This window comes from Pseudomonas sp. GW704-F2 (genome assembly GCF_059423025.1).
On sequence record NZ_JBWKXO010000049.1, the window covers coordinates 13,078 to 38,466 of the forward strand.

25 protein-coding genes are annotated in these 25,389 nt (G+C 62.0%); 12 read left to right on the top strand and 13 right to left on the bottom strand.

Features of this window, described 5'->3' with window-relative positions:
- The first annotated feature begins 4 nt into the window (after positions 1-4).
- A complete protein-coding gene (locus AC07W0_RS27175; protein ID WP_046483161.1) occupies positions 5-1,159 on the top strand; it encodes an MFS transporter in 1,155 nt (384 codons plus the stop codon).
- A gap of 4 nt (positions 1,160-1,163) precedes the next feature.
- Here AC07W0_RS27175 and nhaR read toward each other — a convergent pair whose 3' ends face one another.
- Positions 1,164-2,066, bottom strand: coding sequence for a transcriptional activator NhaR (gene nhaR, locus AC07W0_RS27180; RefSeq protein WP_102617825.1), 903 nt, complete (start codon positions 2,064-2,066; stop codon positions 1,164-1,166).
- 134 nt (positions 2,067-2,200) lie between these two features.
- Here nhaR and AC07W0_RS27185 point away from each other — a divergent pair, with 134 nt between their 5' ends.
- From AC07W0_RS27185 to mnmH, 4 genes are all read left to right on the top strand, one after another.
- Positions 2,201-2,452: a hypothetical protein gene (locus AC07W0_RS27185; RefSeq protein WP_017847031.1), complete on the top strand. Its 252-nt coding sequence runs from the start codon at positions 2,201-2,203 to the stop codon at positions 2,450-2,452.
- Positions 2,453-2,480: 28 nt separating this feature from the next.
- Positions 2,481-3,230, top strand: coding sequence for a TerC family protein (locus AC07W0_RS27190; RefSeq protein ID WP_017847032.1), 750 nt, complete (start codon positions 2,481-2,483; stop codon positions 3,228-3,230).
- Between the two features lie 96 nt (positions 3,231-3,326).
- Positions 3,327-4,361, top strand: coding sequence for a selenide, water dikinase SelD (gene selD / locus AC07W0_RS27195; protein ID WP_102617824.1), 1,035 nt, complete (start codon positions 3,327-3,329; stop codon positions 4,359-4,361).
- Positions 4,361-5,464, top strand: a complete 1,104-nt coding sequence (mnmH, locus tag AC07W0_RS27200) for a tRNA 2-selenouridine(34) synthase MnmH (protein WP_102617823.1) — start codon at positions 4,361-4,363, stop codon at positions 5,462-5,464. Before selD ends, mnmH begins: the two co-directional genes overlap by 1 nt.
- A 38-nt stretch (positions 5,465-5,502) precedes the next feature.
- Here mnmH and AC07W0_RS27205 read toward each other — a convergent pair whose 3' ends face one another.
- Complete coding sequence (locus AC07W0_RS27205; RefSeq protein ID WP_026140034.1) at positions 5,503-6,558, bottom strand: permease; 1,056 nt, start codon at positions 6,556-6,558, stop codon at positions 5,503-5,505.
- Between the two features lie 58 nt (positions 6,559-6,616).
- Entirely contained in the window at positions 6,617-7,318 is a 702-nt protein-coding gene (locus AC07W0_RS27210) for a hypothetical protein (RefSeq protein ID WP_026140035.1), read from the bottom strand.
- Between the two features lie 248 nt (positions 7,319-7,566).
- Here AC07W0_RS27210 and AC07W0_RS27215 point away from each other — a divergent pair, with 248 nt between their 5' ends.
- The 3 genes from AC07W0_RS27215 to hemB all read left to right on the top strand — a co-directional run bounded on the left by AC07W0_RS27215 (position 7,567) and on the right by hemB (position 10,203).
- Complete coding sequence (locus AC07W0_RS27215) at positions 7,567-8,265, top strand: glutathione S-transferase N-terminal domain-containing protein (RefSeq protein ID WP_017847037.1); 699 nt, start codon at positions 7,567-7,569, stop codon at positions 8,263-8,265.
- 4 nt (positions 8,266-8,269) lie between these two features.
- Complete coding sequence (locus AC07W0_RS27220; protein ID WP_102617822.1) at positions 8,270-9,112, top strand: PhzF family phenazine biosynthesis protein; 843 nt, start codon at positions 8,270-8,272, stop codon at positions 9,110-9,112.
- A gap of 116 nt (positions 9,113-9,228) precedes the next feature.
- A complete protein-coding gene (hemB, locus tag AC07W0_RS27225) occupies positions 9,229-10,203 on the top strand; it encodes a porphobilinogen synthase (RefSeq protein WP_017847039.1) in 975 nt (324 codons plus the stop codon).
- Positions 10,204-10,258: 55 nt separating this feature from the next.
- Here hemB and AC07W0_RS27230 read toward each other — a convergent pair whose 3' ends face one another.
- A complete protein-coding gene (locus tag AC07W0_RS27230) occupies positions 10,259-10,873 on the bottom strand; it encodes a LysE family translocator (RefSeq protein ID WP_017847040.1) in 615 nt (204 codons plus the stop codon).
- Between the two features lie 144 nt (positions 10,874-11,017).
- Here AC07W0_RS27230 and AC07W0_RS27235 point away from each other — a divergent pair, with 144 nt between their 5' ends.
- Complete coding sequence (locus tag AC07W0_RS27235) at positions 11,018-12,103, top strand: DUF1615 domain-containing protein (RefSeq protein ID WP_102617821.1); 1,086 nt, start codon at positions 11,018-11,020, stop codon at positions 12,101-12,103.
- 126 nt (positions 12,104-12,229) lie between these two features.
- Positions 12,230-12,646: a PaaI family thioesterase gene (locus AC07W0_RS27240; RefSeq protein ID WP_017847042.1), complete on the top strand. Its 417-nt coding sequence runs from the start codon at positions 12,230-12,232 to the stop codon at positions 12,644-12,646.
- Positions 12,647-12,705: 59 nt separating this feature from the next.
- Here AC07W0_RS27240 and AC07W0_RS27245 read toward each other — a convergent pair whose 3' ends face one another.
- The 3 genes from AC07W0_RS27245 to AC07W0_RS27255 are packed head-to-tail and all read right to left on the bottom strand — an operon-like array spanning position 12,706 to position 15,293.
- The gene (locus AC07W0_RS27245; RefSeq protein ID WP_046384023.1) at positions 12,706-13,887 is read right to left on the bottom strand and encodes an acetyl-CoA C-acetyltransferase; all 1,182 of its coding nucleotides are present in this window, start codon (positions 13,885-13,887) and stop codon (positions 12,706-12,708) included.
- An 11-nt stretch (positions 13,888-13,898) separates the two neighbouring features.
- Complete coding sequence (locus AC07W0_RS27250) at positions 13,899-14,558, bottom strand: CoA transferase subunit B (RefSeq protein WP_010566045.1); 660 nt, start codon at positions 14,556-14,558, stop codon at positions 13,899-13,901.
- A gap of 36 nt (positions 14,559-14,594) precedes the next feature.
- A complete protein-coding gene (locus tag AC07W0_RS27255) occupies positions 14,595-15,293 on the bottom strand; it encodes a CoA transferase subunit A (protein ID WP_017847044.1) in 699 nt (232 codons plus the stop codon).
- A 133-nt stretch (positions 15,294-15,426) separates the two neighbouring features.
- On the opposite strand from AC07W0_RS27255, the gene AC07W0_RS27260 reads away from it, so the two are divergent.
- A complete protein-coding gene (locus AC07W0_RS27260) occupies positions 15,427-16,329 on the top strand; it encodes a LysR family transcriptional regulator (protein WP_102617820.1) in 903 nt (300 codons plus the stop codon).
- Between the two features lie 57 nt (positions 16,330-16,386).
- Here AC07W0_RS27260 and AC07W0_RS27265 read toward each other — a convergent pair whose 3' ends face one another.
- From AC07W0_RS27265 to AC07W0_RS27290, 6 genes are all read right to left on the bottom strand, one after another.
- A complete protein-coding gene (locus AC07W0_RS27265; protein ID WP_017847046.1) occupies positions 16,387-16,716 on the bottom strand; it encodes a hypothetical protein in 330 nt (109 codons plus the stop codon).
- Positions 16,717-17,234: 518 nt separating this feature from the next.
- Positions 17,235-18,080 carry an NAD-dependent protein deacetylase gene (locus tag AC07W0_RS27270; protein WP_102617819.1) on the bottom strand — a complete coding sequence of 282 codons (846 nt, stop codon included), beginning with the start codon at positions 18,078-18,080 and terminating at the stop codon, positions 17,235-17,237.
- A gap of 8 nt (positions 18,081-18,088) precedes the next feature.
- On the bottom strand, positions 18,089-18,529 hold the full coding sequence (locus AC07W0_RS27275; RefSeq protein WP_017847048.1) for a CBS domain-containing protein: 441 nt from the start codon (positions 18,527-18,529) through the stop codon (positions 18,089-18,091).
- 131 nt (positions 18,530-18,660) lie between these two features.
- The gene (locus tag AC07W0_RS27280; RefSeq protein WP_102617831.1) at positions 18,661-20,610 is read right to left on the bottom strand and encodes a DNA topoisomerase III; all 1,950 of its coding nucleotides are present in this window, start codon (positions 20,608-20,610) and stop codon (positions 18,661-18,663) included.
- Positions 20,611-20,776: 166 nt separating this feature from the next.
- Positions 20,777-22,399, bottom strand: coding sequence for an MFS transporter (locus AC07W0_RS27285; RefSeq protein WP_017847050.1), 1,623 nt, complete (start codon positions 22,397-22,399; stop codon positions 20,777-20,779).
- A gap of 115 nt (positions 22,400-22,514) precedes the next feature.
- Positions 22,515-24,182: a GMC family oxidoreductase gene (locus AC07W0_RS27290; protein WP_102617818.1), complete on the bottom strand. Its 1,668-nt coding sequence runs from the start codon at positions 24,180-24,182 to the stop codon at positions 22,515-22,517.
- Between the two features lie 129 nt (positions 24,183-24,311).
- Here AC07W0_RS27290 and AC07W0_RS27295 point away from each other — a divergent pair, with 129 nt between their 5' ends.
- Positions 24,312-25,205 carry a LysR family transcriptional regulator gene (locus AC07W0_RS27295; protein WP_017847052.1) on the top strand — a complete coding sequence of 298 codons (894 nt, stop codon included), beginning with the start codon at positions 24,312-24,314 and terminating at the stop codon, positions 25,203-25,205.
- The last annotated feature ends 184 nt before the right edge of the window (positions 25,206-25,389 follow it).

A 25,389-nucleotide genomic window follows, 5' to 3' on the forward strand; every position in this document is an offset into this window, starting at 1 on the left:
TTTCATGCTGTTTCCCATCCTGCTGCTGTCGGCCGCCGGTTTTACCGTGCTGACCACAGAATTCATTATCGTCGGCCTGTTGCCGTCGATTGCCCGGGACCTGAATGTCAGCGTGTCCCAGGCCGGCCTGCTGGTGACGCTGTTTGCGTTCACCGTGGCGGCGTTCGGCCCGTTTCTCACGGCCTACTGCGCGCGGTTCCAGCGCAAGCGCCTGTTCATCACGATTTTGATCATGTTCGCCGTGGCCAATGGCGTGGCGGCGCTGGCGCCGAATATCTGGGTGATGTCCCTGGCGCGCTTGATTCCGGCGTTGGGCTTGCCGGTGTTCTGGGCGCTGGCCAGTGAAACGGCGGTGGACATCGTCGGCCCGGCATACGCCGGTCGCGCCATCGAGAAGATCGGCTTCGGGATCGTCTGTGCCACCGTCTTCGGCATTCCGGTGGGCACGTTGATTTCCGACATGTTCGGCTGGCGCAGCGCGTTTGCGGTCCTCGCGGTGATTGCCTTGGCCAAGGCGCTGCTGCTGTTTGTCTACCTGCCGGTGACACAGGCGAAGAACGCGCAGGTGACGTTGCGCTCGCAATTCAAGCTGTTGCGCAGTCCGTTGATGCAGGGGCATATCCTGCTGTCGATCCTGGTCTTCAGCGGCATGTTCACCGCCTACACCTACCTGGCCGACATCCTTGAGCGCCTGGCCGGCTTCGACGGCACGCTGGTCGGCTGGTGCCTGATGGGCTTTGGCGCGGTCGGGTTGATCGGCAACTCCCTGGGCGGCCGTGCGGTGGATCGCCACCCCTTGATTGCGTCGATGGTGTTCTGCGGGTTCATGATCGGCGGCATGGTCGCGTTGGTGCCGGCGATTCACTCCACCATCGGCCTGGCGGCGGCGATGGCCGTGTGGGGCGTGACCCAGGCGGCGATGTTCCTGGTCAGCCATGTGCGGCTGATGAAGGCCGCGCCGCATGCGCCGGCGTTTGCCGCGTCGCTGAATATTGCCGGTGGAAACCTCGGTATCGGTCTCGGCGCCTTGGTCGGTGGGCATGTGATCGACACCCTCGGCCTGGCCAGCCTGGGCCTGGCTGCGTCCGGGTTCATCCTGGTGTCGATGCTGCTGGCGCTGTGGCTGATGAGCGCCAAACCGCTGCCGACTGGCGCTTGAACCCTCAGGGCAGGGCGGTGAACAGTTCTCGCCTGGCGCCTTCGGTAATCGCCACGATGCCGGGGTGCTTGACCTTGCGTTCCACCGAAATCGCATAGAACGATTCGGTCACCGCCTCGGTCTGGCCAATCAGCGCGACGCCGTACTGGCGCACCACCTCATCGGCGATCACGCTGGGGGCGATAAAGATCCCGCTGCCGGATTGGCCGAATGCCTGCATCAAGGCACTGTCGTCGAACTCGCCGATGATCTTCGGTTGGATCTGTTGCTCGGCAAACCAGCGCAGCAAGCGGCTGCGCACCACGGTCTCTGCCCCCGGAATCAATAGCGGCGCGCCCTGTAAACACTGTGGGAAAACGCCGCAGTGTCGGTCAGCCAATGCTTGGGTAGCGAAAAAACTGATGCCGCATTCGCCCAACTTCTGGCTGTAGCCTTTGATGTCCAGATGCGTGGGCATGGGGCTGTCGGAAATCACCAGGTCGAGGCGCTGGATCGCCAGGTCGGCGAGCAGGCGTTCGAGTTTGTCTTCGCGGCAGGTGATGCGGATCGGCTCGCTGAGCTCCATGGTCGGCGCGATCAGCCGGTAGACGATGGATTTGGGCACCACATCCGCCACCCCGACGCGAAACAGAATCTGCTGCTCGTTCGGCTGGGCGCGCAACATCGCCTCCAACTCGTTGCCGGTCTGGAACATCTGCTCGGCATAGGGCAACGCCTGGCGCCCGGCTTCGGTCAGCTCCAACTGACGGCCGACCCGCTGAAACAGGGCGATACCGAAGGTTTGCTCGAGCAGACTGATCTGCCCGCTGATGGTCTGGGGTGTGAGGTTCAGTTGCTCACAGGCGCGCACGATGCTGCCGGTCTTGGCCACCACCCAGAAGTAATGCAATTGTCGGTAATTGAGCATGCCGGCCTACACTTCGTTAAAACCGAAGTATACGCGAGAAAAATACGAATTTTCCTGAAGTGTTCCCCTGCATAGAATGCATCGCTATCGAGGGGTCGCTGTTTGGACCCAATGGTTCTAATGAGGAAAACATCATGAAACTCAATTCTCTGGGCGCGGCATCGTTGCTTGCGCTTTCATTAGTAGTGGTCAGCGGTTGTGATCAGGTCGAAAAAAGCGCACAGCAGGTGATGGGCAAGGCCAGCGAATCGGCCAAGCAAGTGATCGATGACACTCACAAGGCCGCCGAGCAGGCATTGAGTGAAGCGACCCAAGGCCTGATCAGTCCGCAGAAAAAAGACGATCAGCCGCAAAACGAGTCTGAATCGACGCGTAAAGAAGCCTAATTTCCCAGCACAACGTCAGGATTGATCTATGGACTACCTTGTACAACTGGCCGCCAGCCCCACCGCCTGGGTCGCACTGGCGACCTTGATCGTAATGGAAATCGTGTTGGGCATCGATAACCTGATCTTTATCTCGATCCTCACCAACAAATTGCCCGAGCAGCACCGGGCCAAGGCGCGGCGCATCGGCATCAGCATGGCGTTGGTGTTGCGCCTGGGCCTGTTGAGCACCATTGCGTTCATCGTGCAGTTGACCACGCCGGTGTTTGAGATCCTCGGCCAGGCGTTTTCGTGGAAGGACATGATCCTCATCGCCGGCGGCCTGTTCCTGGTCTGGAAGGCAACCACCGAGATCCATCAAAGCATGGACCCGGAGCCTGAAGAGAAGGCCAGCAGCGGCAATGCCGTGTCCATAGGCTTTGCTGCGGCCATCGGCCAGATCCTGATGCTCGACCTGGTGTTCTCCATCGACAGCATCATCACCGCCGTGGGCATGACCGAGCATTTGCCGATCATGATCGTTGCCGTGGTGACCTCGGTCATCGTGATGCTGGTGGCGGCTGAACCGCTGGCCAAGTTCATCCACGACAACCCGACCGTGGTGATGCTGGCCCTGGGCTTCCTGATCATGATCGGCATGACCCTGATCGCCGAAGGCTTCGGCGCCCATGTGCCAAAAGGCTACGTGTATGCGGCCATGGCGTTCTCGGCGGCAATCGAGTGCTTGAACATCGCCCGGCGCAACCGCCACAAGCGGTTGCTGGCCGCCCGCCAGTAATCGCAGCACCCCAAAAAGGCCGGCTGTGCTCGTAAGAGCCCCGCCGGCTTTTTGCCGTCTGTTAGAATCCGCGCACTTGATAGCTTGAGGTCCACCATGAACGAGCCGATTCGCCTTACCCAGTACAGCCATGGCGCGGGGTGTGGCTGCAAGATTTCGCCCCAGGTATTGGAAGTGATCCTCGCCGGCAGCGGCGCACAGAACCTTGACCCCAACCTGTGGGTGGGCAACGCCTCGCGGGACGATGCGGCGGTGTACGCCATCGACGACGAGCGCGGCGTGGTCTCCACCACTGATTTTTTCATGCCGATTGTCGATGACCCGTTCGACTTCGGCCGGATCGCCGCCACCAACGCGATCAGCGATATCTACGCCATGGGCGGCGACCCGTTGATGGCCATCGCCATTCTGGGCTGGCCGGTGAATGTCCTGGCGCCTGAGGTTGCCCGCGAAGTGATCCGTGGCGGCCGCTCCGTGTGCGACGAGGCCGGCATTCCCCTGGCCGGTGGCCACTCCATCGATGCGCCGGAGCCCATCTTCGGCCTGGCCGTGACCGGCATCGTGCAAAAGCGCCATATGAAGCGCAACGACACCGCCACCGTCGGCTGCCGTTTGTACCTGACCAAGCCCCTGGGCATCGGCATCCTGACCACTGCCGAAAAGAAAGGCAAATTGCGCGAGGCGGATATCGGCCTGGCTCGTGACTGGATGTGTACCCTCAACAAGCCTGGCAGCCGCTTCGGCAAACTGGCCGGCGTCACGGCAATGACCGACGTCACCGGCTTCGGGCTTTTGGGCCACTTGGTGGAAATGGCTGACGGCAGCGGCGTGACGGCACGCATCGAATACGACAAAGTCCCACGCCTGCCCGGGATCGAGGACTACCTGGACCAGGGCTGCATGCCGGGCGGCACCTTGCGCAACTTCGACAGCTACGCGAGCAAGCTCGGGCGCCTGCAGGAGCTGCACAAGCGCGTGCTGTGTGACCCGCAGACCAGCGGCGGCCTGCTGATCGCCGTTACGCCCGCGGGCGACGCCGAGTTTCATTCGGTCGCCGGCGAACTGGGCCTGACCCTTGAGCCCATCGGTGAATTGGTTGAGCGACAGACCCACGCGGTAGAGGTGTTTTGATGGCGACTGACATCACCGACTACCGCGACATCTTCCTCAACGACCGGCCGATGATGGATACCCGCGCGCCGGTCGAGTTCGTCAAGGGCGCGTTCCCGGGCGTGGTCAACCTGCCACTGATGACCGATGACGAGCGTCAGCGGGTTGGCACTTGCTACAAACAGCAGGGCCAGCAAGCGGCTATCGTGCTCGGACACGAACTGGTGTCCGGGGCGATCAAGGCCGGGCGTATCGAGCAATGGGCGCGGTTCGCCCAGGCCAATCCCGACGGCTACCTGTACTGCTTTCGTGGCGGGCTGCGCTCGCAGATCGTGCAGCAATGGCTGAAAACCGAAGCCGGTATCGAGTACCCCCGCGTCGGCGGCGGCTACAAAGCCATGCGTGGTTTTTTGCTGGAGACCGTCGAACAGGCAGTCGCCGAGTGTGATTTCGTGTTGCTGGGCGGCATGACCGGCACTGGCAAGACCGAAGTACTCGGCCAACTGCGCAACGCCCTGGACCTGGAGGGCCACGCCAACCATCGCGGTTCCAGCTTCGGCAAGCGGGCCACGGTGCAACCGTCCAACATCGACTTCGAGAACCGCCTGGCGGTGGACCTGCTGAAAAAACGCGCGGGCGGCGTCGAGCAGTTTGTGGTCGAGGATGAGAGCCGCATGATCGGCAGTTGTGCGCTGCCGTTGCCGTTGCACAAGGGCATGCAGACCTTTGCGATGGTGTGGCTGGAAGACACTGTCGAAGGCCGGGTTGAACGTATCCTGCGCGATTACGTGGTCGACCTTTGCGCCGAATTCATCGCGGTATTTGGCGAAACCGGCTACGTCCTGTTTGGCGAGCGCCTGACCCAGAGCCTGGCCAATATCCACAAGCGCCTGGGCGGCGAGCGTTTCCAGCGGTTGCAGGCGATTCTGCAGGACGCCCTGGCGGAACAGACCCGCAGCGGCGCTGTGGACCTGCACCGGGTGTGGATCGAAGGGTTGCTGCGCGAGTACTACGACCCGATGTACGCCTTCCAGCGTGAAAGCAAAGGCGCGCGCATCGAGTTTGTCGGGGAGCAGGCAGCGGTGGTGGAGTATTTGCGCGAGCGTGGTGCGTTGCGAGGTTGATGCTTGCCTGCAATAAGGCCCTCAACCCCGCCTGCCACTTACAGAATCGCCGCTCCAATCAAGCCGCAGACCACGCCTACCAGCATGGTCAAGCCGGCCACGGTGACCAGCACCCGCGCGTCGAAATCCTTGCGCAACATCAGCAGCGACGGCAGGCTCACGCTCGGCAGGGTCATCAACAGGGCCACGGCCGGGCCGCTGCCCATGCCCAGCGTCATCATGGTTTGTACGATAGGAATCTCCGCGGCGGTCGGAATCACGAACAGCGTGCCGACAATCGCCAGCGGCACCAGCCACAGCAGGCTGTCGGCCATCGCCCCATCCACATGAGGAAACAGCCAGACCCGCGCCGCGCCCAACACCAGCACTGCCAGGATATACACCGGGATCGTGCTCCAGAACAGTTGCCACAGGGTGCGCAACCAGCGGCTGAAAAACGGTTGCGACTCGATCACGCTGGCCTCGGCCACCGCGCCCAGCGCTGCTTCCGGCACTTGTTCCGGGCGCGCGATGCGCTGGGCCACCAGGGACACGCCCACCACCAGCACAATCCCCGCCACCAGCCTTAACGCCGTGAAGCCCCAACCCAGCACAAACCCCATGAATACCAGGGTGGCCGGGTTCAGCACCGGGTTGGCGATCCAGAACGCCAGCGCCGCGCCCACCGACACTTGCTGCCGGCGCATGCCTGCCGCCACCGGTGCCGCGCAGCAACTGCACATCATTCCGGGCAGCGCGAACAGCCCGCCGCGCAGGGTCGAACCCAGCCCGGCACGCCCGAACAGGCGCAGCAACCAGTCGCGGGGGATCAACACTTGCAGCAACGAGCCCAAGATCACCGCCAAAACGGCGGCTTTCCAGATCGCCAGGAAATACACCTGGGCGTAGGCCAGCGCCGCGGCCAGTGGCGAGGTTTGCTGGTCATTGAGAATCGACGCGCCGATGCTGTGGTTGTCGGCGGCGACAAATGCCTTGAAGTAGTAGGGCGACCACTTCACGTAGTAGAGGCCGATGCAGGCGACCAGCAGGAACAGCGCTGGTTTCCACCAGAACGACCAGCCCCGGTTGGGCTGGGTGGAGACGAGGTTGGACATGGTGTTGATCCGCAGATGAGTCAATAGCCGCGCATCATACGCCGCTATCGCCCATCCTTCAGATATCTGCGCTGATCTGCGTCGCCGGTGGGCAGGTTTGTTCGCCGTTGTTCAGGCCCTGCTTGTAGTTGCGGCTCAGCAGCGAGGCCTTGCCGTTATGCCAGGTGAGCGTCAGCACATACAACGTGTCGTAGTCATTGCCGGACCAGTCTTGGGTGATGGTGTGCTTTTCGCCCACCGCTTCGCTGGCCACCTTGTTGATCAATTCCGGCAGATAGCCGTGGGACCAGGCGGTGTAGATGATGGCGTTGTGGTACTTGTTTTCCACCAGTTCGTCGGCGAGCGCGCTGGTGTCATTCGCCGAAAACGTGATGTTCACCGGCAAGCCGAGCTTGATCGCGCTGGGGCTGATGGTCATCAGTGGGCGAATGTAGCTGTAGGAATTATCTTTTTCGCCTTCCTCGACATTGCGCGTCGGGTTGGCGGCGAAGACGAAGTTGGCCTTGCCGAACTTTTCCGGCAGTACGGTAGCCAGGTTCATCGCACGGTTCAGGCCCTGGCAATTGAGTTGGCCCAGGCCGCCGACGGGTTTTTCGCCGTGGCGCAGGAACACCAGGGTTTGCACGCCGTCCACCGATTCGGCGCGGCTGATGCGCGATTGCAGGGTCAGGTCGAGGGCGCCGCCGACCAGCAACAGCGGTAATATGATGTATGAATATCGTTTGAGGCGTTGCGCAAGGCACAGAGGCTTTATTGTCATTGGGTTCGAGTCTTCAGTGCATCGGATTAAGGCGGACAAGCCCGGCCCCAGTGACACACGCGGCGTCCTGCGGGTTCCGTGTCTTATTAGCAGGGTGCCTCCATTCACCGTTCAGCGCACTTAAGAGTCCACTCGGCCACTTTGGTTCGCTCGTGGGGGAGAGTAGCGAGGGCATGTTGCGCAATGATGACCCATGCAGGATGCCGGGCAGATGATTATCATGGGGGTTTTCGCCGAGGGATATCCCGATGAATTCACTCGCCGCTTTCCCGATCAACCGTAAATGGCCCGCCCAGCATCCGGAGCGTCTGCAACTGTATTCGCTGCCCACGCCCAACGGGGTAAAAGTCTCGATCATGCTCGAAGAGCTGGGCCTGCCCTACGAGGCGCACAAAGTCAGCTTCGAGACCCAGGACCAGCTGTCGCCCGAGTTCCTGTCGCTGAACCCCAACAACAAGATTCCCGCGATCATCGACCCCAACGGCCCCGGCGGTCAGCCGTTGGCGCTGTTCGAGTCCGGTGCGATCCTGCTGTACCTGGCGGAAAAAACCAGCCAGTTGCTTTCCGAAGACCCGGCGACACGTTATGAAACCATTCAGTGGCTGATGTTCCAGATGTCCGGCATCGGCCCGATGTTTGGCCAGGTGGGGTTCTTCAACAAGTTCGCCGGCAAGGCCTACGAAGACAAGCGCCCGCGTGACCGCTACGTCGCCGAGTCGCGGCGCTTGCTGGAAGTCTTGGAAAAACGCCTGCTGGGCCGCACCTGGATCATGGGCGACGACTACAGCATCGCGGACATCGCGACGTTTCCGTGGATCCGTAACCTGATCGGTTTCTACGAATCCGGTGACCTGGTCGGCATCGCCGATTTCCCCAATGTGCTGCGCGCGCTGGACGGCTTTGTCGCACGTCCGGCAGTGATCCGTGGCCTGAACATTCCGAGCTGAGCCCATGCCGACTTTCGATTTCAAACAACTGGATGTCTTCAGCAATGTGTCGCTCAAAGGCAACCCGCTGGCGGTAGTGCTGGGGGCCGACAGCCTCAACGAGCAACAGATGGCCGACTTCGCCAAGTGGACCAACCTCAGCGAAACCACGTTTTTACTCACGCCCCGCGATCCACGGGCTGACTACCGGGTAAGAATCTTCACCACCTTGCAGGAACTGCCGTTCGCCGGGCACCCGACGCTGGGCAGTTGCCATGCATGGTTGCAGGCGGGGGGCATTGCGCGAGGGGAGGAAATTATCCAGGAGTGCGAAATCGGCCTGGTGCGTATCCGTCGCCAAGGCGATGAGCTGGCGTTCATCGCGCCGCCGTTGTTGCGCTCGGGCCCGCTGGAGGCGGCGTTGCTGGAGCGCGTGCGGCTGGGGTTGGGCCTGGCGCCGGAGGCTATTGTGCGCAGTCAGTGGGTGGACAACGGCGCAGGTTGGCTGGCGGTGATGCTGGCCGACCGCCAGGCGGTGCTCGATCTGCAGCCCGATTACTCGCAGTTGCTCGGTCTGGCGGTGGGCGTGATTGCCCCCTGCGATCCCGAACGCGACGCTGTAGATACGCACTTTGAAGTGCGCGCGTTCATCGCCGGCGACGGGTCCCCGGAAGACCCGGCCACCGGCAGCTTGAATGCCGGGGTGGCCCAATGGCTGTTGGACGAAGGCCTGGCACCGAACTGTTACCTGGTCAGCCAGGGCACGGCCATGGGGCGCGCGGGGCGTATCCGCATCGAGCGCCAGGGCGATGAGATCTGGGTCGGCGGTGCCGTGGCGGTGTGCATCGAAGGGCGTCTACAGCTCTAGATCAATGCAATTGTTGTGGGCCTTGCCATAAACTATTGCCTGCCTGGCATTTGCGCTGCCGGGGTCGGGGGGCATACGCTTTCGCCCCAACGTTTTTAGCCTTATTCAGGACAGCCATGACCAGCCAGTTCCCTCAAGCCCGCCCACGCCGTCTGCGCCGCTCCCCGGAGTTGCGTAGCTTGTTCCAGGAAACCGAGTTCACCCTCAACGATCTGGTGCTGCCGATTTTCGTCGAAGAAGAAATCGACGACTTCGTACCGATCACCAGCATGCCGGGTGTGTTGCGCATCCCTGAGAAAAAGCTGGCCGGGGAAATCGAGCGCTATGCCCGCGCCGGGATCAAATCGGTGATGACCTTTGGCGTGTCCCACCACCTGGACGCCAGTGGCAGCGACACCTGGAAGGAGCGCGGCCTGGTCTCGCGCATGTCCTCGATCATCAAGGACGCCGTGCCGGAAATGATCGTGATGTCCGACACCTGTTTCTGCGAATACACCGATCATGGCCATTGCGGTGTGATGCATGGCGCCCATGTCGACAACGACGCGACCTTGGTCAACCTCGGCAAGCAAGCCGTGGCGGCGGCTCGTGCCGGTGCCGATGTGATCGCGCCGTCGGCGGCGATGGACGGCCAGGTTCAGGCGATTCGCCGGGCGTTGGATGACGCCGGTTTTACCCATATTCCGATCATGGCCTACTCCACCAAATTCGCTTCGGCCCTCTACGGCCCGTTCCGTGAAGCGGGTGGCAGCGCGCTCAAGGGCGACCGCAAAAGCTACCAGATGAACCCGATGAACCGCCGCGAAGCCGTGCGTGAATCGCTGCTGGACGAGCAGGAAGGCGCGGATGCGCTGATGGTCAAACCGGCCGGTGCCTACCTCGACATCATCCGCGACATCCGCGAAGCCTCGCGCCTGCCGGTGGCGGCGTATCAGGTCAGCGGCGAGTACGCGATGATCAAATTCGGTGCCCAGGCAGGCGCGATTGATGAGGACCGCGTGGTGCGGGAAACCCTGGGTTCGATCAAGCGCGCCGGCGCGGACCTGATCTTCACTTACTTCGCCATGGACCTGGCGCTGGCAGGGATCTAAAGCGCCCAACCCTGTGGGGCGGGTAAGCCCTCCCCACAGTGGGTTGCAGCGTTTTTCAGCGCTGTGCGAGCGCCAGGTTCAAGCCCAACCCCGCAAAGGCCGCCGCAAAACTGCGCCGCAGCCAGTTCTGTACCCGTGGTGACTCGATCACTGCGCGGCGAAACACATTGGCCAGCAGGCCATACACCACAAACACCGCAAACGTCATGGCCATGAACACGCCGCTCAGCACCAGCATTTGCAAGGCCGGCGCCGTGCTGGCCGGTGTGACGAACTGAGGCAGGAAGGCCAGGAAGAAAATCGTCAGCTTGGGGTTGAGAATATTCAGCAAAAAACCGCGCAGCATCAGGCCACGGGCCGTGGTTGCCGTTGGTGTGTCATTCACCGCGAAGGCCGAACGATCGCGCCACGTGGCGTAGGCCAGGTACAGCAAGTAGGCGGCTCCGGCGAATTTCAGCGCTTCGAATGCCAATGCGCTGGTGTGCAGCAGGGCGGAAAGGCCGAGTATGGATGCCAATAAGTGCGGGATGATCCCGGCGGTACAGCCCAGCGCGGCGAACACGCTGGCGCGCTTGCCGGCCATGAGGCCCGTGGACACGGTAAAGATCACGCCGGTGCCGGGAATCAGTACAACGATCAGGCAGGTGATGAAAAAGTTCATGCTGAGCATGGCATTCAAACGCCTTGTACGAATGGTCGATGAAAGATCCTGTCATATTCGCATCGCGTAGGCGAGGGGGCACAGGGCGAACCCGCGTTAGACTTATCGGTCGATATCTGCATCGCCCGGCCCATCGCCCCTCAAGGAAGCCCCATGCACCTACGCCGCCTGATCCTGTGTCTCACGCCCTTGCTGGTGCTGGCCGGTTGCTCGACCGCACGCGGCCCGCAACAGCCGGAGCGCAGTGAAGCCGAGGTCAAGGCGCAGATCGTGCGTTTGCTGCCCGCCAAGGTCGCCGATCGCAACGGTTGGGCCCAGGATATCTACACCGCTTTCGACACCCAGCACATCTACCCGAGTACCGAAAACATCTGCGCCGTGCTGGCGGTGACCGAGCAAGAGTCCACTTTCCAGGTCGACCCACCTGTGCCGAACATGGGCAAGATCGCCCAGGATGAAATCCTGCGCCGTGCCGGCAAGGTGCATGTGCCGGCGGTGTTGGTCCGCACGGCACTGCAACTGCGTTCGCCCACTGGTAAGTCTTACGCCGATCGCTTGAACGCCGCACGCACGGAGAAAGACCTGAGCGGGATCTTCGATGACTTCATCAGCATGGTGCCCTTGGGCAACACGCTGTTCGGCGGTTTCAACCCAGTACACACCGCCGGCCCGATGCAAGTCAGCATCGACTTTGCGCAGAAACAGGCGCGGGGTTATCCCTACACGGTAGACGGCACGATCCGTCGGGAAGTGTTCACGCGACGTGGCGGCATGTACTTCGGCATCGCCCATTTGCTTGGTTATCCGGTGAGTTATGACCGGCCGCTGTACCGGTTTGCCGACTTCAACGCCGGTTGGTACGCCAGCCGCAACGCTGCGTTCCAGGCCGCCGTCAGCCGCGTCTCAGGCACCGAGTTGGCGCTGGACGGGGATTTGATCCGCTACGGCTCGCTGCTGCCCGGCAGCACCGAATTGGCGGTGCGTTCCCTTGGCGCCCGGCTGGACATGCGCAACCCCAGCATCCGCAGTCAGCTGGAGCAGGGCGAGCAATTGGATTTTGAGCAGACCACGCTCTACACACGCGTGTTTGCCCTGGCCGACACGGCGGCCGGCAAACCGCTGCCGCGGGCGATCCTGCCGGGCATCGTGCTCAAGAGCCCGAAGATCACTCGCAACCTGACCACTGCCTGGTTCGCCCAGCGGGTGGATGAGCGTTATCAGCGCTGTATGAAGCGCTGAGGCCGGTCCTGAGCGGGGTTGGCGAATCAGCCCCAGGCATTGCAGAGGATATGTGCGGCTGATGGTAATGGTCGCCGTGTGAGGCCTGGGGTACACCTCATGCCTGACTCCAAGGAAGACTCCGCGATGATCGCTCACGCCGTGCCCGAAGGTTTTGTCTCACTGCCGCGCAGCAGCCCGCTGCTCGACTTGTTGGGCCCGGCGTATTGCCGGGGTGAAGGTCTGCAACTGGAAATCGGCCTGCGCGCCGACAACCGCCATGCCAATGGCCGCGGCACGGTGCATGGCGGGGTGTTGGCGACCCTGGCGGATATCGGCATGGGCTACGCGATGGCGTTTTCCAGTGAGCCGCCATTGCCGTTGATTACCGCGAGCATGACTGTCGATTACCTGGGCGCGGTGCAAGTGGGGGAGTGGATCGTGGTACGACTGGAGCATCACAAGCGTGGCCGGCAAATGGCGTTTGCCACGGTGAGTCTGCAGGTGGGGGAGAAAGTCGTGGCGCGGGCGAACGCGGTGTTTGCGGTGCCGCGTGCGGACTGACAGGCGAAAAAAAGCCCGGTTTTTCGTGGAACCGGGCCTTTTCGTGTGTTGCTCTTGAATCAGCTGCGCTCGAGGGCCAGGGCTACGCCTTGGCCGCCACCGATGCACAGTGTCGCCAGGCCTTTTTTGGCGTCGCGCTTGATCATTTCGTGCAGCAGGGTCACCAGTATGCGGCAGCCTGATGCGCCGATCGGGTGGCCAATGGCAATCGCGCCGCCGTTGACGTTGACTTTGTCGGCGTCCCATTCCAGCTCTTTGGCCACCGCCAGGGATTGCGCGGCAAAGGCTTCGTTGGCTTCGACCAGGTCCAGGTCGCCGACGCTCCAGCCGGCTTTGTCCAGGCAGCGGCGGGTGGCCGCGACCGGGCCGATACCCATGATGGCCGGGTCGACGCCGGCATTGGCGTAGCTGGCGATACGCGCCAGAACGGGCAGGCCAAGGGCCTTGGCCTTGTCGGCGCTCATCAGCAGCACGGCGGCGGCGCCGTCGTTGAGGCTGGACGCGTTGCCCGCGGTGACGCTGCCGTCTTTCTTGAACGCGGGTTTGAGTTTGGCCAACGACTCGGCGGTGGTGCCGGCGCGCGGTTGTTCATCCACGGCGAAGGCCACCGGGTCGCCCTTGCGCTGCGGGATCAGAATCGGCGTGATCTCATCGGCAAAGCGGCCGGCTTCGATGGCGGCGGCGGCTTTTTGCTGGGACGCGGCGGCGAAGGCGTCCTGGGCTTCACGGCTGATGCCGTACTTGTCCACCAGGTTCTCGGCGGTGATGCCCATGTGGTAGTCGTTGAATGCATCCCACAGGCCGTCGGTGATCATGCTGTCGATCATCTTGGCGTGGCCCATGCGCAAACCGGTGCGCGCACCAGGTAATACGTAGGGGGCCAGGCTCATGTTCTCCATGCCGCCGGCGATGATCACGTCGGCATCGCCACAACGGATGGCCTGGGCGCCCAGGTGCAGGGCCTTGAGGCCCGAACCGCAGACCTTGTTCAAGGTCATCGCGGGTACGGCATGGGGCAAGCCGGCGAGGATCGACGCCTGGCGCGCCGGGTTCTGGCCTGAGCCTGCGGTGAGTACGTGGCCGAGGATCACTTCATCCACCTGGGCCGGGTCGAGGCCGGTCTGCTCCAACAGGCGACGGATTACGGCAGCGCCCAACTCCGGTGCCGGGATGCTCGCGAGCGATCCTTGAAAACTGCCTACGGCGGTACGTGTGGCAGCAACAATCACAACGTCTTGCATGGAATGTGTCCTCACTGGAATTGCATTTCTGGAACGTGGTCGGGGACGATTAGTTTACCGGCTGTCTTGCTGACAATCTCTTCAATACTGACCCCTGGGGCACGCTCCTTTAGGATAAAGGCGCCGTTGTCGATTTCCAGGTATGCAAGGTCCGTCAGCACACGCTTGATGCAGTGGGCACCGGTCAGCGGCAGGGTGCATTGGCTGAGCAATTTGGACTCACCGTCCTTGGAGGCGTGGGTCATGATCACGATGATGTTTTCCGCGCCGGCCACCAGGTCCATGGCGCCGCCCATGCCCTTGACCAGCTTGCCCGGGATCATCCACGAGGCGATGTTGCCCTGTACGTCCACTTCAAACGCGCCGAGCACGGTGAGGTCGACATGGCCGCCGCGAATCATTGCGAAGGACTCGGCGGAGGAGAAGATCGAGGCGCCGATGCGCGCGGTCACGGTTTGTTTGCCGGCGTTGATCATGTCGGCATCGATGGTGTCTTCGGTGGGAAACGGGCCCATGCCGAGCAGGCCGTTTTCCGATTGCAACATCACTTCCATGCCTTCCGGGATGTAGTTGGCCACCAGGGTCGGAATGCCGATGCCCAGGTTGACGTAGAAACCGTCCTGCATTTCGCGGGCGACGCGTTGAGCCATTTGTTCGCGGGTGAGAGCCATTGTGCTGTTCCTCTTGTTCTCTTCGGGCTGGAGGGATTATTTGCGGACGGTGCGCTGTTCGATGCGCTTCTCGAAGGTGCCGCAGATGATCCGGTCGACGTAGATGCCAGGGGTGTGGATCTGCGACGGTTCCAGCTCGCCCGGTTCGACGATTTCCTCGACTTCGACCACGGTGATCTTGCCGGCGGTGGCGGCCAGCGGGTTGAAGTTCTGGGCGGTGTGGCGGTAGATGACGTTGCCGAAGTGGTCGGCTTTCCAGCCTTTGACGATGGCGAAGTCGCCGGTGATGGATTCTTCCATCAGGTACGGGCGACCGTTGAATTCACGGGTTTCCTTGCCTTCGGCCACCGGGGTGCCGACGCCGGTGGCGGTGAAGAAGGCCGGAATGCCAGCACCGCCGGCGCGCATTTTTTCCGCCAGGGTGCCTTGGGGGGTGAGCACCACTTCGATTTCGCCGCTGAGCAGTTGCTTCTCGAACAGGGCGTTTTCGCCCACATAAGACGCGATCACTTTGCGGATCTGCTTTTGTTCCAGCAGCACGCCCAGGCCAAAGCCGTCGACGCCGCAGTTATTGGAAACCACGGTCAGGTCGCGGGTGCCTTTGCGCTTGATCTCGGCGATGAGGTTTTCCGGAATGCCGCACAGGCCAAAGCCGCCAGCGAGTACGGTCATGCCATCTTCCAGGCCTGCGAGGGCTTCTTCATAGGACGCCACGCGTTTATCGAAACCTGCCATATGCACCTCTTTTATTGTTAGTGGGCCAGCCAATGTCTCGAGTGTTGCGCCGACGGATTGATTTGTTAAGTTGTTTTTTAAGGTTGATTGATTTAAAAAACTGCATAGTCGAACCGTCGTCCGGAGTAATGTCATGACCGTCAAACAGATTCGTGCCTTTTTGGCTGTGGCGCAGAGCCTGAGTTTTGCCGCCGCCTGCGAGCGCCTGCACCTCTCTCAGTCGGCGCTGAGCCTGACCATCAAAGGCCTGGAAGAAGGGCTGGGCGGGCGCTTGTTCAGCCGCAATACACGGAATGTCGCGCTGACCCCTGAAGGGGAATCCTTGTTGCCGCTGGCGCGTCGGCTGATTGCCGATTGGGACAACGCCGAGGATGAACTGCGCCAGCGCTTCACCCTGCAGCGCGGGCGCGTAACGGTGGCGGCGATGCCGTCGTTTGCGGGTAACCTGCTGCCGCCGATCCTGAAGATATTCCGCGCGCGTTACCCCCATGTGAACGTGACGGTGCATGACCTGATCAACGAACAGGTGCTGGAAATGGTCCGCGATCGCCAGGTCGAGTTGGGCGTGGCGTTCGAACCGTCCGAGGGGTCGTCGCTGGCGTTTACGCCGTTATACCTGGACCGCTTCATTGCCGTGGTGCCCATGGATTCACCCTTGGCACTGCGCGCTGAAATCGACTGGAAAAGCCTGTTGGAGCAACCGTTCATTGCCCTGCAACGACCCTCGACGGTACGGGTGATGCTGGAGGAGCATCTGGGTGCCTTGCAGATGAAATTGCCGGTGGCGCTGGAGAGTCATCAATTGGCGACGGTGGGCAAGATGGTTGCCAGTGGGCTGGGGGTCAGCGCCGTACCGGCATTATGTGCGCAGCAGATGCAGGAGGCGGGCGCCCATTGCATCACCTTGACCGATCCGGTGATCGAGCGGCCGATTGGTGTGTTGACCAAACCGGGGCATGAACTGTCGGCGGCGGCACAGGTGTTGTTTGATATTTTCCGCGATGAAGCGGGGAAAGGGCGTTACCCCAACTTTTGAAGTTGCATAAAAAATGTGGGAACTGGCAAGCCAGTTCCCACATTAGTTGAGAAGTACTTAGTAGTAGCGGTCGATTACTTTAACTTGCGAGTTGTCTTTGAAAGACTCCCACGCGTGGTTAAGTGTGTCGAACACTTGCTCGATGAAATTGCGATCGGCCGCCGCTTTCTTGCCGACATAACCCTGGCCACGGCGGTACATCTTCAGGCGCGCCGCCAGTTCACGGTTGTTTTTGTCGAACTCGGCTTCTTCGGTGTGGGGCGCCAGGCAGTCAATTTGGACTTTGCCCGATTTGCCAATCCACAGGATATGGTCGTCGAGTGTGTCTTTCTGCGCTGCGAACATCTCAGCCAATTCTTCGATAGTTGGTTGGTTGTTCAGATTCATGTGTAAGCCCCTTGACCAGTTGGCGATCTATCAATTGATTCGTTAAAACTGCTTAGTTGTCTCCGGTTCCGAAAACCGGGCGTCAGTGACGGTCTGCCGAATACGGGCAGGGTCTTGAACCTGATGCATGTAGTCTTGCTGATGAACTGCTACGCAATGGTTTCATAACGAAGACAAGCAGCGTTTGAGCTCCTTGTACCGAACCCTTCGGGTCGGTCAGCTTCATCAATCTGCCTTGTGGGCAGTGCACATCCGGAAGAAACAGCTCGGCGGTCAGACGAGCTTGTTCAAAACGCTTGTTACCAACGCTCCCGATCCGGGAGACGTCTAGATCATGCAAGGACAAAAAGGTTACGTCAACGGTTATGTAGTGATTATTTTTGATCACTACATAAATCGCCGTGGGGACGGGGGCATGCGAGGAGGTGTGACTCAGGCGTCATTTTTTGTGCGGTGGGTCGCTGCAGTTCATTGGCCTGCCCGGGTCTCCCGCTGATCTTTGAGGGGCGGTGCCCTGGCTATCCCAGGCGCTCTGCCAATAGCGGCAACAACCGCTCGCAGGATGCCGCGATCTTCAGCTGCAACAACTCATCCCCACGGGTCTTGCCCAGATTGATGGCAATCACCGGTTTGCCTTGCTCGACCATCGCCTTGCACAGGCGAAACGCCGAGTAGGCCATCAGCGACGACCCCACCACCAACAGCCCCTCGGCGTGTTCCACCGCCGCCATCGCCCTGGCGGCGGTGGCCTGGGCAACGTTTTCGCCGAAGAACACGACGTCCGGTTTGAGCCGTTCACCGTCGCAATGGGGGCAGCGGGGCACGCGAAAGCGTTGTTCAAACGCTGCGTCGAGCAGGGTATCGCCGTCGGGTGCCTGCACGGCGTCGACGCCCGCCAGGTACGGGTTCTCGGCCTCCATCAACCGTTGGATCACATCGCGTGCGCTGGGCCGATGGCAATCCAGGCATAGCACGCGATGCAAGCTGCCATGCAGCTCGATCACATCCTCACTACCGGCCTGGTCATGCAGCGTGTCGACGTTTTGTGTGATCAGCCCGCTGATACGCTGGCGATGTTGCAAGGCGGCCAGCGCCAGGTGGGCCTGGTTCGGCTGCGCAATCCGTACCCGTGGCCAGCCCAGCATCGCCCGTGCCCAATAACGGCGCCGCGCTTGCGGGGTGGCCAGGAACTCCTGGTACATCATCGGCGCCTTGCCTCGGCGCACGCCTTCGCTGTCCCGATAATCCGGGATACCTGATGACGTGCTGATCCCCGCCCCGGTCAGCACCAGAAAACGCCGTGCGGCCATGGCCCGGTGCAGGGTGTCAAGGTGGTCTTCTTGATGTTCGAGCATGTCGAGCATGGGCTCTCCTATTCGCCGCGAATGTATTGCTCCAGTTGCTTGATCAGGTTGGCTTGTTCGGCAATGGCTTCCTTGACCAGGTCACCGATGGAGAGCAGGCCCAGCAGTTTTCCGTCGACGACCACCGGCAGGTGGCGCAGGTGACTGTCGGTCATGATGTTCATGCAGGCTTCGACTGTCTTGTGGGCATCGACCGTGATGACTGGAGAGCTCATGACCTCGTGGACTTTGGTGGTGACGGAAGAAAGGCCTTTGAGTATCAGCTTCCGTGCGTAATCGCGCTCGCTGATGATGCCAACCACCTCACCCTGCTTGACGACCGGCAAGGCCCCGACATTTTTCGATGACATCACCACCAACGCTTCGAATACGGTGTGGTCCCATTCAATGGTGTGGACTTCCTGGTTTTGCTTGTCTTTGGCTTTGAGTACTTCTGAGACGGTTTTCATGGTGGCCACTCCGGTGTTGTTGTTAGGAAGTCAGCAATCCCCTACAGAATCCTAGACGGCCGGCGCCGGAGCAAGGACCAAAGCGGCGTTAAAGCTGTCGAAAAACGTCATCCGCCGGATTTATTCATGGTTTACCCGGTACTTGTCGGCTTTTTCGCCCGTTTTGGGCTGGCCGCCGTCTTGCGGGGCGCGGCCGTGCGTTTCTTCTTCCACGGGGTGGCGCCGCGGCCTGCCGGGCTGGCGGGGCCGGTGATGGTCATACGCATACCGTTGCAGCGGGCGATTTGCTTGCTCATCCAGGCCGCTTGCTTGGCGACGAATTCTTCCAGGCTCATTTCGCCGCTTTGCACCATGTCCAGCGCCTGTTCCCAGATCGCCGTGGTGCCCGGGTCGGCGATGGCGCGCGGCACCGCATCGATCAGGCTGAACGCCGCCGGGGTGGCCGAGAGGGCCTTGCCGTTCTTCACCAGGTAGCCTCGGTCCAGCAGGCCCTGGATGATCCCGGCGCGGGTGGCTTCGGTGCCGATGCCGGTGGTGTCCTTGAGCTTTTGCTTGAGCAGCGGGTCTTCCACCAGCTTGGCGACGTTTTTCATCGCCTTGATCAGGTCGCCCTCGGTGAAGGGTTTGGGCGGCTGGGTCCACAGGTCCTTGAGGTTGACCTTGGCAACGGCGTAATCCTGGCCCTGCACCAGCGCCGGCAAGGCTTGCGGTGCTGGCGCCTCACGGCCTTTGGCGGGTGCAAGGGCTTCGGGCAGCGCGCGTTTCCAGCCCGGCTCGATGACGACTTTGCCCACCGCGCGCAGCGCTTGGCCGGCACAGTCGAAATCCGCCTGGGTGCGGTCGTATTCATGGTTGGGCAGAAACTGCGCCAGGTAGCGCGCGCGAATCAGTGTGTAGACCGCCCGATGCTTGCCGGTGAGCTGCCCGGCATCCTTGCCGGCGCCGGTGGGAATGATGCCGTGGTGGGCGCTGACCTTGGCGTCGTTCCACGCCCGTGAGCGGCGCTGGGGATCGAGATGCGGCATCAGTTCGTTGACGGCCGCGTCGGCACGGCCCAGGGCGGCAAGGATCTTCGCCGCGTCGCCATGCTGACTCAATGGCAGGTAGCCGCAATCGCTGCGCGGGTAGGTGATGGCCTTGTGGGTTTCGTACAGCGATTGGGCGATGTCCAGGGTTTCCTGGGCGCCGAGACCGAGCTTCTTCGAGCAGATTTCCTGCAACGTCCCCAGGTCGAAGGGCAGGGGCGCGACCTCGCGCATGCGTTCGGTGCGCAACTTCACCAGCCGCGCACTGGCGGCGTGGGTCATGGCGTCGGCGGCGTCCCGGGCGAGTTGCGGGTTGAGGCAGCGGCCTTGATCGTCACAGGCATCGTCGGCGGCGCGCCATTGGGCGGTGAAGGTCATGTGCGCGTGGCGCAGGTCGACATCGATGGCCCAGTAGGCCACCGGTACGAAATCGGCGATGCTGCGGTCACGGTCGACCACCAGGCGCAGGGTCGGGGTTTGCACCCGGCCCACCGGCAGCACGCCTTGGTAACCGGATTGGCGGCCGAGCAAGGTAAACAGGCGGCTCATGTTCATGCCGATCAGCCAGTCGGCGCGGGAACGGCCGAGGGCCGAGTGGTACAGGCTGAAGGTCTCGGCGCCGGGTTTGAGCGCGGCCAGGGCCTTGCGGATGGAGGCGTCGTCCAGCGCCGACAGCCACAGGCGTTGGATCGGCCCGCGATAGCGGCAATGTTCCACCAGTTCGCGGGCGATCATTTCGCCCTCGCGGTCGGCGTCGGTGGCGATCACCAGTTCCAACGCTTCCCCCAGCAGGCGCTTGACCGCCTTGAACTGGGCGGCGGTCTTGGGCTTGACGCGCATCTTCCATTTGTCCGGGACGATCGGCAGGTCGGCGAGCACCCAGCGCTTGTACTTGGCGTCGTAGGCGTCGGGCGGGGCGGTTTCCAGCAGGTGGCCGATGCACCAGGTGACGGTCACCCCGTTGCCCAGCCAGCAACCGTCGCCACGGCGCGTGGCGCCGAGCACGGCCGCAATATCCTTGGCCTGGGAGGGTTTTTCACAGAGGAACAGCCGCATGGTCATCACATCAGATCGGGTTGATGCCTTGCAGGATGCGTAGTCCGAGGGATTTGAGCAACCATTATCTGTATGGATGTACAGCAATTTGTGTGGCGCCGCAGAGCAGATGTGGGAGGGGGCTTGCTCCCTCCCACAGGGGACCTGCGGTGTTCAGGTGGTCGGGTCAGTTGTTGTCGATATCCACATGCCGCGTTTCCTTGAGGCAGAACATCCCGACAACCAGGCTCACCCCGGTCACGACCACCGGATACCACAAGCCATAGAAGATATCGCCGGTGTACACCACCAGGGCAAACGACACGGTCGGCAGGAAGCCGCCAAACCAGCCGTTGCCGATGTGATAGGGCAGGGACATCGAGGTGTAGCGGATGCGTGTCGGGAACAGTTCCACCATCAACGCCGCCAGCGGGCCGTAGCACATGGCCGCGATCAGGATCAGCACCACGATCAGCACCACCACCATCACCTTGTTGACCTGCGCCACATCCGCCGATGTCGGGTAGCCGGCGAGGGTCACGGCGGCGCGCAGGGCCGACTCGTCAAAGCCATCGATGCGCACGTCGCCCACGCTCACCTGCACCGGGCTGCCCGCAGGGGCGGCGGCGCTGCTGTAGGGCAGGCCTTGCTTGACCAGGAAGGTCTTGACCTTGTCGCAGGGGCTGTCAAAACGCGCCTTGCCCACCGGGTCGAACTGGAAGGTGCAGGTGGCCGGGTCGGCCAGCACGGTGATCGGCGCCTGGCGACTGGCCTGGTCCATCGCCGGGTTGGTGTAGTGCGCCAGGCCCTTGAAGATCGGGAAGTACAGCGCGGTCGCCAGCAGCAGGCCGAGCATCAGCACCGGTTTGCGCCCGATCTTGTCCGACAGCCAGCCGAAGAAGATAAAGAACGGTGCGCCAATCACCACGCTGATGATCAGCAGCATATTGGCCAGGGCCGGGTCCATCTTCAGGAACTGCGTGAGGAAGAACAGCACATAGAACTGCGCCGCGTAAAAGGTCACCGCTTGCCCGCCGTTGATGCTGAACAGCGCAATCAGCACCACCTTGAGGTTTTCCCACTTGCCGAAGGACTCGCGGATCGGCGCCTTGCTGGCCTTGCCTTCCTCCTTCATTTTCAGGAACGCCGGCGATTCATGCAGGCTCATGCGGATCCAGGTGGAAATGCCCAGCAGCACGATGGAAAACAGGAACGGAATGCGCCAGCCCCACACTTCGAACTGATCGCCAGTGAAGTAGCGGCAGGCCAGCACCACCAGCAGTGACAACAGTAACCCCAGGGTGGCGGTGGATTGAATCCAGCTGGTGTGCAGGCCGCGCTTGCCGGCGGGGGCATGTTCGGCGACATAGGTCGCCGCGCCGCCGTACTCGCCGCCCAACGCCAGGCCTTGCAGCATGCGCAGGGCGATCAGGATGATCGGCGCGGCAATGCCGATGCTGGCATACGTGGGCAGCAGGCCGACGCAGAACGTCGCCACACCCATCAGGATAATGGTCACGAGGAAGGTGTACTTGCGCCCGATCATGTCGCCCAGGCGGCCAAACACCAGCGCGCCGAACGGGCGCACCACAAAGCCGGCCGCGAAGGCCATCAAGGCAAAGATAAACGCCGTGGTGTCGTTGACCCCGGCAAAGAACTGTTTGCTGATCACCGCCGCGAGGGCGCCATAGAGGAAGAAGTCATACCACTCGAATACCGTCCCCAGGGACGAGGCGAAGATGACTTTTCTCGATTCGCTGACGGTGCTCGTGCTGACCGCCGAGCCCAGGGTTTGAGCATGTTCTGACATCGGGTATCCCTCACAGTGATTATTTATTGTTGTTCCACTGTCGGCGCCAACCTCAGCGCCGGTCTGTTTTCCGTTCCTCTGTAGGCGCGCGCTTGCTCGCGAAAATCGCCAACGATTACGCGGGAAATCTGGATGAACGCGGCGCCTTTGCGTTTTTCGCGGGCAAGCTCGCTCCTACAGTGTTCGGTGAAAGGATCAGTTGCGCGGCTTTCTCCGCGATCATCAGCGTCGGTGAGCAGGTATTGCCGGATGTGATGCGGGGCATGATCGAGGCATCGGCGATGCGCAGCCCCGGCACGCCATGCACCCGCAACTGCGCGTCGACCACCGCGTCCTGGTCACTGCCCATGCGGCAGGTGCCCACCGGATGGAAGATCGTCGTGCCGATGCGCGCCGCGGCTTCGTGCAGTTGCTCTTCGGTTTGCAGCGCATCGCCGGGCAAGTATTCCACCGGTTTGAACGGGCTCAGGGCCGGCGCGGCGACGATCCGTCGAGTCAGGCGAATCGCGTCGGCGGCCACCCGCAGGTCTTGCGGATGGCTGAGGTAATTGGGCTGGATCAACGGCGCATCCGCCGGGTTGACCGAGCGAATATCGATACGCCCGCGGCTTTGCGGGCGCAGGTCACAGACCGACGCGGTAAACGCCGGGAACGCGTGCAACGGCTCGCCGAAGCGCTCCAGGGACAGCGGCTGCACATGGTATTCAAGGTTGGCCGAGGTTTGTTCCGGGCCCGAGCGGGCAAACGCACCGAGCTGGCTGGGCGCCATCGACAGCGGGCCGCTGCGGTCATACAGGTAACGCAGGCCCATGCCCATTTTGCCCCACACGCTGCCCGCGATCTGGTTCAGGGTGCGCGCGTTTTCCAGCTTGTAGATCAGCCGCAGTTGCAGGTGGTCCTGCAGGTTGCCGCCAACCCCCGGCAGTTCATGCAACACATTGATGCCGAGCGGCTTGAGCACGTTGGCGGGGCCAATCCCCGAACGCTGCAAAATGCCGGGCGAACCCACGGCGCCAGCACACAACACGATTTCCTTACGGGCCTTCCAACGGAGCGACTGGCCGTGCTGACGCCCGACCACTGCCGATGCGCGGCCGTTTTCCAGCAACACGCGGTCGACTTCGACTTCGGTCAATACCGTCAGGTTCGGCCGTTGGCGGATCGGTTTGAGGAACGCCTTGGCCGCATTCCAGCGGACGCCGGCCTTCTGGTTGACCTGGAAGTAACCGCAGCCTTCGTTATCGCCCTGGTTGAAGTCGCTGACGTTGGCGATGCCGCTTTGCGCTGCGGCTTCACGGAAGGCATCCAGAATCGGCCACGACAGCCGTTGTTGCTCGACGCGCCACTCGCCGCCGTCGCCGTGAAATGCCGAACCGCCAGCAAAATGGTTCTCGCTGTGCTTGAACAGCGGCAGCACGTCTTCCCACGCCCAGCCCGGGTTGCCTGCCGCCGCCCAGCCGTCGTAGTCCTGAGCCTGGCCGCGCATGTAGATCATGCCGTTGATCGACGAACAACCGCCGAGCACCTTGCCCCGCGGGTAACTCAGGGCGCGGCCTTGCAGGCCGGCCTGGGCTTCGGTCTTGAAGCACCAGTCGGTGCGTGGGTTGCCGATGCAGAACAGGTAGCCGACGGGGATGTGAATCCAGGGGTAATTGTCGCGACCACCGGCTTCAAGCAACAGCACACGGTGGGCGGGGTTGGCGGACAGTCGATTGGCCAGCAGGCAGCCTGCGGGGCCGGCGCCTACGACGATGTAATCGTATTCAGCAGTTGCAGTGGGCATCTGAGGTCTCGCTTGTTTTTCTTATTGGCTCCATCCTAGTTGTTAGTTTTCGTCTTAAAAATGTTAGTTTTTACCCAGTGGCTGTGCGTTTTTAAACAGCACGGCCCAGACTCACGGATTGGAGGCGCTATGTTCGACTGGAATGACCTGCGGTTTTTTCTTGAGTTGCAGCGCAGCGGCCGCCTGCTCACCGCCGCGCAACGCCTGAAAACCACCCACGCCACCGTGGCGCGGCATATCGAGGCGATCGAGAAAAGCCTCGGCACCGCGTTGTTCGTGCAGCACGCCCACGGCTATGAGTTGACGCCGTCCGGCGAGGCCCTGCTCAAACACGCCGAAGCCATGGAAAACGTCGCGCTGCTGGCCGAAGACGAATTGACCCACACCGCCGCGCCTCTGGGCAAGATCCGCCTGGGCGTGGCCGAAGGGCTGGGGGTGATGTTCCTCGCCAGCCGCATGGGCGGGCTGTTCGAGCGCTATCCGGGGTTGGAAGTGGAGCTGGTGGCCGTGCCGCGTTTCGTCAGCATCCTCAACCGCGAAGCCGAAATCAGCATCCACCTCGAACGTCCCAGCGTCGATCAACTGGTCACGCGCAAACTCACCGACTACCGCCTGGCGCTCTATGCCAGCCGCGCGTATCTGGCGCGCACCCCGCCGATTGAAAAACGCGAAGACCTCGCCGCCCATGCCTGGATCGATTACGTCGACGATCTGCTGTTCAGCCAGGAACTGAAACTGCTCAGCAGCTTCTGCCGCAACCCCAAAGTGGTGTTCCACAGCACCAGCGTGATCGCCCAGCACCAGGCGGCGCGTTCCGGGCTGGGGATTGCGGTGTTGCCGTGCTTCATGGCGGCCGGTGATCCGGACCTGGTGGCGTTGTTGCCGGGGGAGGGGATTCAGCGCAGCTATTGGATCAGCTCGCGCCGAGAACTGCACAAGTCGGTGCGGCTGCGGGTGTTGTGGGATTACGTGGTGGAGTTGTGCGCGCGGGAGCAGGCACTGTTGCTCGGCGGGTCCACCTGAAGAACCTGGATCAAAAATGTGGGAGGGGGCTTGCCCCCGATAGCAGTGTGTCAGCCAAAACATGCATGACTGAAGCAGCGCTATCGGGGGCAAGCCCCCTCCCACATTTTTGACCGGATTCAGCTTCCAAGATCAGGTCGGCTATAAGGCCAAGCAAGAGCAAAAGCAGATCAGGGTCTATCTG

Excerpts from the sequence above, each read along its gene's own strand:
- AC07W0_RS27175 (WP_046483161.1), top strand. The coding sequence starts at position 5 with ATGCTGTTTCCCATCCTGCTGCTGTCGGCCGCCGGTTTTACCGTGCTG.
- nhaR (WP_102617825.1), bottom strand. The coding sequence starts at position 2,066 with ATGCTCAATTACCGACAATTGCATTACTTCTGGGTGGTGGCCAAGACC.
- AC07W0_RS27185 (WP_017847031.1), top strand. The coding sequence starts at position 2,201 with ATGAAACTCAATTCTCTGGGCGCGGCATCGTTGCTTGCGCTTTCATTA.
- AC07W0_RS27190 (WP_017847032.1), top strand. The coding sequence starts at position 2,481 with ATGGACTACCTTGTACAACTGGCCGCCAGCCCCACCGCCTGGGTCGCA.
- selD (WP_102617824.1), top strand. The coding sequence starts at position 3,327 with ATGAACGAGCCGATTCGCCTTACCCAGTACAGCCATGGCGCGGGGTGT.
- mnmH (WP_102617823.1), top strand. The coding sequence starts at position 4,361 with ATGGCGACTGACATCACCGACTACCGCGACATCTTCCTCAACGACCGG.
- AC07W0_RS27205 (WP_026140034.1), bottom strand. The coding sequence starts at position 6,558 with ATGTCCAACCTCGTCTCCACCCAGCCCAACCGGGGCTGGTCGTTCTGG.
- AC07W0_RS27210 (WP_026140035.1), bottom strand. The coding sequence starts at position 7,318 with ATGACAATAAAGCCTCTGTGCCTTGCGCAACGCCTCAAACGATATTCA.
- AC07W0_RS27215 (WP_017847037.1), top strand. The coding sequence starts at position 7,567 with ATGAATTCACTCGCCGCTTTCCCGATCAACCGTAAATGGCCCGCCCAG.
- AC07W0_RS27220 (WP_102617822.1), top strand. The coding sequence starts at position 8,270 with ATGCCGACTTTCGATTTCAAACAACTGGATGTCTTCAGCAATGTGTCG.
- hemB (WP_017847039.1), top strand. The coding sequence starts at position 9,229 with ATGACCAGCCAGTTCCCTCAAGCCCGCCCACGCCGTCTGCGCCGCTCC.
- AC07W0_RS27230 (WP_017847040.1), bottom strand. The coding sequence starts at position 10,873 with ATGCTCAGCATGAACTTTTTCATCACCTGCCTGATCGTTGTACTGATT.
- AC07W0_RS27235 (WP_102617821.1), top strand. The coding sequence starts at position 11,018 with ATGCACCTACGCCGCCTGATCCTGTGTCTCACGCCCTTGCTGGTGCTG.
- AC07W0_RS27240 (WP_017847042.1), top strand. The coding sequence starts at position 12,230 with ATGATCGCTCACGCCGTGCCCGAAGGTTTTGTCTCACTGCCGCGCAGC.
- AC07W0_RS27245 (WP_046384023.1), bottom strand. The coding sequence starts at position 13,887 with ATGCAAGACGTTGTGATTGTTGCTGCCACACGTACCGCCGTAGGCAGT.
- AC07W0_RS27250 (WP_010566045.1), bottom strand. The coding sequence starts at position 14,558 with ATGGCTCTCACCCGCGAACAAATGGCTCAACGCGTCGCCCGCGAAATG.
- AC07W0_RS27255 (WP_017847044.1), bottom strand. The coding sequence starts at position 15,293 with ATGGCAGGTTTCGATAAACGCGTGGCGTCCTATGAAGAAGCCCTCGCA.
- AC07W0_RS27260 (WP_102617820.1), top strand. The coding sequence starts at position 15,427 with ATGACCGTCAAACAGATTCGTGCCTTTTTGGCTGTGGCGCAGAGCCTG.
- AC07W0_RS27265 (WP_017847046.1), bottom strand. The coding sequence starts at position 16,716 with ATGAATCTGAACAACCAACCAACTATCGAAGAATTGGCTGAGATGTTC.
- AC07W0_RS27270 (WP_102617819.1), bottom strand. The coding sequence starts at position 18,080 with ATGCTCGACATGCTCGAACATCAAGAAGACCACCTTGACACCCTGCAC.
- AC07W0_RS27275 (WP_017847048.1), bottom strand. The coding sequence starts at position 18,529 with ATGAAAACCGTCTCAGAAGTACTCAAAGCCAAAGACAAGCAAAACCAG.
- AC07W0_RS27280 (WP_102617831.1), bottom strand. The coding sequence starts at position 20,610 with ATGCGGCTGTTCCTCTGTGAAAAACCCTCCCAGGCCAAGGATATTGCG.
- AC07W0_RS27285 (WP_017847050.1), bottom strand. The coding sequence starts at position 22,399 with ATGTCAGAACATGCTCAAACCCTGGGCTCGGCGGTCAGCACGAGCACC.
- AC07W0_RS27290 (WP_102617818.1), bottom strand. The coding sequence starts at position 24,182 with ATGCCCACTGCAACTGCTGAATACGATTACATCGTCGTAGGCGCCGGC.
- AC07W0_RS27295 (WP_017847052.1), top strand. The coding sequence starts at position 24,312 with ATGTTCGACTGGAATGACCTGCGGTTTTTTCTTGAGTTGCAGCGCAGC.